General features: G+C 60.7%; 1 protein-coding gene. It reads right to left on the bottom strand.

Annotated features, from left to right (window positions below; all coding sequences use genetic code 11):
• Positions 1-89 precede the first annotated feature (89 nt).
• Positions 90-1337 carry a group II intron reverse transcriptase/maturase gene (gene ltrA / locus NGF19_RS30290; RefSeq protein WP_252429127.1) on the bottom strand — a complete coding sequence of 416 codons (1248 nt, stop codon included), beginning with the start codon at positions 1335-1337 and terminating at the stop codon, positions 90-92.
• Positions 1338-1947: the final 610 nt, after the last annotated feature.

The following is a 1947-nucleotide window of genomic DNA, read 5'->3' as shown; positions in this document are numbered from 1 at the left end:
GTCGGGTGGCCCGGAGGAATCGCACCCCCGGGCTCCCACAGATCCCGGCGTGACAGTCTCCCGTCACCGGGCTCCTATCGCCCTCTTCGTCAGGTGACGTTGACCCATTTCCAGTGCGCGAAGAATGAGGGGTAGGCCGCTACGACCTGGTCCCATCTCCTCGTAGCCTTCTTGTAGGTCTTGAGTCGTTTGTACTTCTTCCGGACCCAGCGCAACAGGTAGTAGTTGATGCGCTGCAGGAGGGGATACAGTGCGGTTTGATAGAACGCTCCGTAGTACCGCATCCACCCGCGAATGATGGGGTTCAGCCATTTCGCGAACTCCCCGAAGGAGTAGGTGACATGCATGTGAATCCGCCACGAGCGGACTTCCATGCTCATCTTCTTCAAGGCGTCCTTGCTGACCGCCGGAAGGAAGGATGTAAACACCTCTCCATTCCGGTCGACCGCCGGACGGTTCCGGAAGGTGAAACCGAGAAAAGTGAAGGACGTGGCGGCTTCGCCGCCCTGTTTCGTCTTCCCGCAGTACATGATCCGGGTCTTGTCCGGGTGCAACTCAAGTCCCACCTCTGCCATCCTCAGTCCCAACTGCTCCAGGACCTGTCGGGCCTGGCGCTCGGATGAGCAATGAATTACCGCGTCATCCGCATAGCGCTCGAACTGGACGCCCGGGAAAGTTCGGGTGAGCCACATGTCGAACGCATAGTGCAGGAACAGGTTGGCCAATACGGGTGAGACCGAGGACCCTTGCGGAGTTCCCCGATCTCGTTGCCGCAAGGCGCCGTTGGGCATCAGTACGGGGGCGGCAAGCCACCGCTTCACGTACAGAATCACCCATGCGGCATCGGTATGAGATTCGACCGCCTTGACGATCAGGTCCCAGCGGACACTGTCGAAGAACTTGGCAATGTCGAACTCGACTGCCCACTTCTTCTTCCAGCATCGCCGCCGGCATGTTGCCACCGCGTCCAGGGCCGACCTTCCCGGCCGGTAGCCGAAGGAGTCGGGGTGGAACACGGGCTCTACCCGTTTCTCCATGTGAACGGCCACCACCGTCTGGGCGATCCTGTCCGCCACGGTAGGCACACCGAGGAGTCGGACCCCGCCGCCATGCGGCTTGGGAATCTCCACACCTTTTACGGGAGGCGGAAAATAGCTGCCCGAAGACATGCGATTCCAGATCTTGTAGAGATTCCCCTGCAAGTCCTTCTCAAACTCTTCGATAGTGCAGCCATCCACCCCCGCAGCACCCTGATTCTCCCTCACCTTCAGGTAAGCATCCCAGACTTCTCCCTTCGAAATCTCAAACGACTTGCCTGACGACTTCAGCTCGCTCACGCAGCTCCTCCCGGACAGTGCCCGGTTGACCAAACAAACGAACCACGGACAATCCGACCCCTTCGCTCCACTCCCACCGCGCTCAGCAGGGGCTTCACCACTACTACGGACCGGTCCGCCAACACGAACTGCATCGGTACTCTGCCTCTTACGGGTTCTCCGCTTGAGGTTCTCCCTTGCGCGGCATCATCCAAAACGGGTAACCGCAGCATCAGTTCGTGCCTTCCCACGTTCCCTACGAGCGCAGCAGACCAGGATCACGTCGCCTCCACGCCGGGCACCACCTGGCCAGTAGATCGGGTGTCCGCCAGGCTCATCCCAGGGCAAAAAGTAACCCCCGGTTTTGATGCCGCTTCAATCCTTAACGACGCGTCAACAGCGTCCCCCTTACGGGGATTTGCGCTCCGTCTTCCTGGTCCCTACCTGACGCCTCTTGGACGCCTTTTCCACATCGCTCACCACGGTCGCGTCACCGCTTCCGCAGCATGTGGCGGTTTGAAGCCTCCCCCCGCAGGGCGGCTCCGAAGGGCCTACCTTCATCGCCCGCACAGCATCGCGTTCCGCCGCTCAACTACCCATTGCGGCCTCCCGCGTTCGTGGCGCACCTCTT

Source organism: Streptomyces macrolidinus, assembly GCF_023887685.1.
GTDB classification, from domain to species: domain Bacteria; phylum Actinomycetota; class Actinomycetes; order Streptomycetales; family Streptomycetaceae; genus Streptomyces; species Streptomyces macrolidinus.
The sequence above is the reverse complement of the archived record's forward strand: the minus strand, read 5'-3'. Positions and strand labels throughout refer to the sequence as shown.